Genomic DNA, 6,346 nt, shown 5'->3' on the forward strand with positions numbered 1-6,346 from the left:
ACCCTCGTTAGCACAGCTTAGCCCCGGCGGGGATGGCGTCGCTGACCATGAGCAGGTTTAGCTTCTCCTCGCCACGCTCGGTGTGCACGGCGGAGATGAGCATACCCTGGCTCTCCTGGCCCATCATCTTGCGGGGGGGCAGGTTGACAATGGCCACCAGGGTCTTGCCGATGAGCTCCTCGGGCTTGTAGTACTGGGCGATGCCGGAGAGAATCTGACGGTGGGTTCCGGTGCCGTCGTCCAGGGTAAATTTCAAGAGCTTGTTGCTCTTCTTCACGTTCTCGCAGTTCACAACCTTCACAGCACGGAGGTCATTCTTGCAGAAGGTGTCAAAGTCCACGTGCTCCTCGCTCAGGGGCTCCACCTCCAGGGCGGGGAGAGCGGCCTTCTTGGCCTCTTCGGCCACCCGCTCCAGCTCCTCCAGGGCCTTCTCGGCGTCCACACGGGGGAACAGGTTCTCACCCTTGGACACGGTGGCATGGTCGCTGAGGCTGCCCCACACGCCGGCGCTGTCCCAAGTGCGGCAGCCCTCGCAGGCGCCGATCTGGGCAAACAGCTTGTCCATGCTCTCGGGCATGAAGGGGGTGAGGAGCACGCCGCAGATGCGGGTGGTCTCCAGCAGGTTGTACAGCACGTGGGCCAGCCGGGCGCCGCTTTGCTCCATGTCCTTGGCCAGGGCCCAGGGGGCGTTCTCGTCGATATACTTGTTGGCCCGCTGAATGACCTTGAACACTTCCTCCAGAGCCTTGTGAGGGGCGTAGGTGTCCATGTCCTTCTGGTAGGCGTCCCGCAGGGCGGAGGCCATGCTAATGAGCTGGGTGTCCACCTCCTGGGGCTCGGCCCAGGTCTTACACCCGGCGGGCAGCTGGCCGCCGAAGTACTTGCCCACCATGGCGGTGGTGCGGCTGACCAGGTTGCCCAGGTCGTTGGCCAGGTCGGTGTTGATGGTCTGGATGAGCAGTTCGTTGGAGAAGTTGCCGTCGGAGCCGAAGGGGAAGGTGCGCATGAGGAAGAAGCGCAGAGCGTCCACGCCGAACATCTCGGCCAGGATATAGGGGTCCACCACGTTGCCCTTGGACTTGGACATCTTGCCGCCGTCCAGCAGCAGCCAGCCGTGGCCGAACACCTTGCGGGGCAAAGGCAGTCCCAGGCTCATGAGCATGGCGGGCCAGATGATGGAGTGGAAGCGGACGATCTCCTTGCCCACGATGTGCACGTCGGCGGGCCAGAACTTATCGAAGTCGTCGTACTTGTCGTTGTCATAGCCCAGGGCGGTGATGTAGTTGGACAGAGCGTCCACCCACACATACACCACGTGGCCGGGGTCGAAGTCCACGGGCACACCCCAGGTGAAGGAGGTACGGGACACACACAGGTCCTCCAGGCCGGGCTTGATGAAGTTGTTCACCATCTCGTTGACCCGGCTGCGGGGCTCCAGGAAGTCGGTGTTCTCCAGCAGGTCCTGGATGCGGTCGGCGTACTTGGACAGGCGGAAGAAGTAGGCCTCCTCCTCAGCGTCCTGCACCTCCCGGCCACAGTCGGGACACTTGCCGTCCACCAGCTGGGACTCGGTCCAGAAGGACTCGCAGGGCTTGCAGTACTTGCCCACATACTTGCCCTTGTAGATGTCCCCGTTCTCGTACATCTTCTTAAAGATTTTCTGGATGGCGGAGACATGGTAGTCGTCGGTGGTGCGGATGAAGCGGTCATTGGAGATGTTCATCAGCTTCCACAAATCCAGCACGCCCCGGTCGCCGCACACGATCTTGTCCACGAACTCCTTGGGGGACACGCCGGCCTCGGCGGCCTTGTCCTCGATCTTCTGGCCGTGCTCGTCGGTGCCGGTGAGGAACATCACCTCACGGCCCCGCAGCCGCTGATAGCGGGCGATGGCGTCGGTGGCCACGGTGCAGTAGGTGTGGCCGATGTGCAGCTTATCGCTGGGGTAGTAAATGGGGGTTGTGATATAAAAACGATTGTCAGACATGGGTATCCTCCTCCTTGTTCTCTCCGGTACAATTCATGGCTTGGGATTCTTCCCGGCTCCAGCTCCAGTCCTCCTCCACCCGGGGCTGGGGCTCCGGCTGGGTCAAAGGCGGCTGCGGCTCCTGGGGCTCAGCCTGGGGCTCTGCATCCTGAATGGAGCAGGTGTCCAGATTTCCCTCCCAGCCCACCTTGGGCGGATTTTGCAGGTTGATGGGCAGCCGCCACAGGGCCGCCAGGGCGGCGGCAGACTGGGAGATGAGCAGCATGGCGGTGCCGGTGTCCGGGCTGGAGGCCAGGGCCACCCAGGAGCACACCACCGTCATGCCCGCCAGCCACAGGGTGCGGCGGGGCCGGGCGGCGGCACAGGACATGCCCGCCCAGTCGGTGTACATCAGCATTCCGGCGATCACCGCCAGCAGCAGGGGCACATAGTCCCACAGCACCGGGTCAGCGGCGCAGTTGCGGTAGGTGTTCAGCAGCCAGCCGCACCCGGCACAGGCGGGCAGGGCCGCCCAGAAGCCGCCCCGGCTTCTCCGCCCGGGGTGGTAGCCGTCCCGGCCAATTTGCAGCAGTCCGAAGAAGGCCAGCAGGGCCAGCACGGCGGTGACCATACTCAGCACACCGTTGTCGCCCCCCTGCCAGGTCTTCATGGCCAAAGCCACCTGATAGGCCTTCCACAGGGCCCGGCCCTGTCCAAAGAGCATGGGCACAGCGGCCAGAGCGCTGAAGGCACTGAACCACATCAGGGCCAGAAAGACCAGGTCTCCGGTGGCGAAAAAGCTCATGGCCCATCTCCGGCCCCGGACCTGAGCGCGCGGGGGCCGAACAATCGGCTGACGGGCGGCCAGAATGCACAGCACCGCCGCCGCCATCACCAGCACACACACCATGGCCACGCTGGCGGTGGCGCCCCGGACGGGCAGACCGAAGTCCCCCTCAAAGACGGTGGACTCCTGCCACAGCCGCACTCCGGTGGCAAGCCCGGCCAGAGCCAGGGTGCACACCAGCCACAAAATCTGATAGGGTTTCTTTCCACGCATGGAATTCTCCTCCTTCCGTTACAACAGGGTGAAATCCTGGAAGGGGAAGAGCACCATCACCGCCCGCCCAATGACGCTGCGGGTGTCGATGATGCCGATGCTGGGGTAACGGCTGTCGGCGGAGTCGTTGCGGTTGTCGCCCATGACGAAGATGCACCCTTCCGGCACCGTCACATGGTTGACGCCCTCGCCGTAATTGGGCACCTTCATGGCCTCCTTGATATAATCCTCTTCCAATGGGGTGCCGTCCACATAGACGGTCCCGGTGTCATAGTCAATGTCCACCCGCTGGCCCTCGGTGGCGATGACCCGCTTGACCAGAGAGTCCTCCTGGTAGGAGCGCTGGGTGAGCACCACAATGTCCCCCTGCTTGGGCTCGTAGCCCAGGCACCACACCAGCATGGAGTCCCCGTTTTGCAGGGTGTTCTCCATGGAGCTGCCGCTGACCACAATGATGCGCACCACGAAGGTGAAGATCAAAATGAGGGCGGCCAGCACAAACACCAGGGTGCGGACATTCAAATACAGCTCATAACCCAGAGACGTGTCCTTCTTGGTGCGGGTGGGGGTGGGCGGCGGGGTGGTGGTCTCGGTCAGGTCGGTGAGGTCCGATAGATCACTGAGATTCAGATTCCCCAGGCCGTCGGTGCCCTCCGGCTCAGACGGGGTGGTGGGCTGGCTGTCTTGCCATAGTTCATCCATTATTTTCCACTTCCTCTGTGGGGATTTGTTGGGCCAGAGCCTGGGGGTCGTCGTACACCATCTGGAAGGTGGCGGCGTCCATAGTCTCATAGGCCAGCAGATAGCGGGCCACCAGCTCCAGCTTGTCGCTGTCCCGCTTCAAAATCGCCTGACAGGCCTCATAGGCCTGGTCCAGCAGGTGCTTGACCTCGCTGTCAATGAGGGCAGCGGTCTCTTCCGAGTAGGGCTTGGCCTGGGCCATGGAGCGGCCCAGGAACACCTCGTCGTGCTCCGAGGAGAAGGTGACCAGTCCCAGCTTCTCGCTCATGCCGTACTTGGTGACCATGTCCCGGGCGATGGCGGAGGCCCGCTGCAAGTCGCTGATGGCCCCGGTGCACACAAAGCCAAGGGCGTGGGCCTCGGCGGCCCGGCCACCCAGCAGCGTGCACAGGGTCTCGCACAGCTCCTGGCGGCTCACATGGCCCTTGTCCTCCTGGGGTCGGTTGATGGTCATACCAGCGGCCTGGCCTCGGGGGACGATGGTGATCTGGTGCACCGGGTCCTGGGTGGCCAGAGCGTGGCTGACCACGGCGTGGCCCGCCTCATGGTAGGCGGTGATGCGGCGGTCCTCCTCCAGCTGGGCCCGGCTCTTCTTCTCGGGGCCGGCAATCACCTTGATCACCGACTCCTGAATGTCCTTGAGGGTGATAAAGGGCTGATTTTTCCGGGCGGCCAGCAGGGCGGCCTCGTTCATCAGGTTCTCCAGGTCGGCCCCGGTGAAGCCGGTGGTCTCCCGGGACACCTCTTTGAGGTCCACGTCCTCGGCCAGGGGCTTGCGCCGGGCATGGACCTTCAAGATCTCCTCCCGGCCCTTCATGTCGGGGCGGCCCACATACACCTGGCGGTCAAAGCGGCCGGGGCGCAGCAGGGCGGGGTCCAGAATGTCCTGGCGGTTGGTGGCGGCCAGCACGATGACCCCCTCGTTGGCGGCAAAGCCGTCCATCTCCACCAGCAGCTGGTTGAGGGTCTGCTCGCGCTCGTCGTGGCCGCCGCCCAGGCCAGCGCCACGCTGGCGGCCCACGGCGTCGATCTCGTCAATGAAGACAATGGCGGGGGCCTCTTTCTTGGCCTGGTCGAACAGGTCACGGACACGGGAGGCGCCCACGCCCACGTACAGCTCCACAAAGTCGGAGCCGGAGATGGACAGGAACTTCACCCCCGCCTCCCCTGCCACGGCCTTGGCCAGCAGGGTCTTACCGGTGCCCGGAGGGCCCACCAGCAGCACGCCCTTGGGGATGCGGGCGCCCAGGTCGATGTATTTTTGGGGGTTGCGCAAAAAGTCCACCAGCTCTTGCAGCTCGGCCTTCTCCTCATCGGCCCCCGCCACGTCGGCAAAGGTGACCTTCACGGTGCCGTCCCCCTGGACGGTGCGGGCCTTGCCGAAGCGGCTCATGCCCCCCTGTCCGCCCTGGGCGTTTTGCTGGCGCATGGCCATCACGCCCCAGATCACCATGACCACCACCACGGTGCCCACAATGGGAATGGTGATTTGCAGCCACAGGGGCATCTCATAGGCGGGCTGGATGTCAAACTCCTTTAAGGTGCCGTCGGCCTGCTGCTGGTCGATGACGTCCCCCAGGTCGTTGTAGAACAGCTCCACATCCGCCAGGCGGTGGTACCACACCTTCCCGTCCTCCAGCTGGAGCACCAGGGTCTGGTTGTCCTCCACCTGGAAGGCGGTGACCTGTTCGTTTAAGAAATAGCTTCGCACCTGGCTGTACGAGATGAAGTTCTCCTGTTGGGCGGAGCGGAAGGCGGTAAAGCTCCACACCAGCAGCAGAATGAGCACCACATACACCACGGCGCTGCGCACATGTTTTCCACGATTCAAAATTGAATACAGCTCCTTTTCTCCCCGAAGGGGCTCACTCGCCGCCGTAGACGGAGGGCTTCAAAATGCCCACATAGGGCAGATTGCGGTACTTTTCGTCGTAGTCCAGGCCATAGCCCACCACAAAGGCGTCGGGGATGGTAAAGCCCACATAGTCGGCCACGATGGGCTGGGTGCGGCGGTCGGGCTTATCCATCAGGGTACAGATGCGGATGGAGGCGGGCTTGCGGGCCTTGAGAATCTCCATGAGGTAAAACAGGGTGTTGCCGGAGTCCAGAATGTCCTCCACGATGATGAGGTCCCGGCCCTCGATGGAGTCGGACAGGTCCTTCTTAATTTCCACCTGGCCGGAGCTCTTGGTGCCCGCTCCGTAGGAGGACACCGCCATAAAGTCCACCGTCACCGGCAGGTCGATGGCCCGGGTCAGGTCCGCCATGAAGATGTAGGACCCCCGGAGCACCGAGGCCAGCACCGGCTCCTTCCCGGCGTAGTCGGCGGTGATCTGGGCGCCCAGCTCCTTTACGCGCTGACGGAGCTGCTCTTCACTATACAGAATGGATTCCACGTGTTCATGCATGGTCTTCGTTCTCCTTTGTCACATTGATATATCGGGCGGGCTGTCCGGGCTGGGCCAAAAAGGCCTGGTCCACCCCCAGCAGCGCCACCGCTGCCACCCGCTCCCCCTGGGCCACCACCGGAAGGCGGGGGCGGAGGTGGGAGCTGTCTCTTATACCCATCCGACGCTGCC

General features: G+C 63.5%; 5 protein-coding genes. All 5 read right to left on the reverse strand.

What is annotated here, in order from left to right; translation table 11 throughout:
- Positions 1-7 precede the first annotated feature (7 nt).
- Genes metG through hpt form a run of 5 tightly spaced genes read right to left on the reverse strand, consistent with a single transcriptional unit; the run spans position 8 to position 6,175 of the window.
- A complete protein-coding gene (metG, locus tag E0L15_RS05490) occupies positions 8-1,987 on the reverse strand; it encodes a methionine--tRNA ligase (RefSeq protein WP_168124834.1) in 1,980 nt (659 codons plus the stop codon).
- Complete coding sequence (locus E0L15_RS05495) at positions 1,980-3,026, reverse strand: hypothetical protein (protein ID WP_168124835.1); 1,047 nt, start codon at positions 3,024-3,026, stop codon at positions 1,980-1,982. The genes metG and E0L15_RS05495 overlap by 8 nt, the downstream gene beginning before the upstream one ends.
- 18 nt (positions 3,027-3,044) lie before the next feature.
- Positions 3,045-3,728: a signal peptidase I gene (gene lepB, locus E0L15_RS05500; protein ID WP_168124836.1), complete on the reverse strand. Its 684-nt coding sequence runs from the start codon at positions 3,726-3,728 to the stop codon at positions 3,045-3,047.
- Positions 3,721-5,598 carry an ATP-dependent zinc metalloprotease FtsH gene (ftsH, locus tag E0L15_RS05505; RefSeq protein ID WP_243155397.1) on the reverse strand — a complete coding sequence of 626 codons (1,878 nt, stop codon included), beginning with the start codon at positions 5,596-5,598 and terminating at the stop codon, positions 3,721-3,723. The genes lepB and ftsH overlap by 8 nt, the downstream gene beginning before the upstream one ends.
- A gap of 34 nt (positions 5,599-5,632) precedes the next feature.
- A complete protein-coding gene (gene hpt / locus E0L15_RS05510; protein WP_087232071.1) occupies positions 5,633-6,175 on the reverse strand; it encodes a hypoxanthine phosphoribosyltransferase in 543 nt (180 codons plus the stop codon).
- Positions 6,176-6,346 lie beyond the last annotated feature (171 nt).

The sequence above is a fragment of the Pseudoflavonifractor sp. SW1122 genome, assembly GCF_012027765.1.
Lineage (GTDB): Bacteria > Bacillota > Clostridia > Oscillospirales > Oscillospiraceae > Enterenecus > Enterenecus faecium.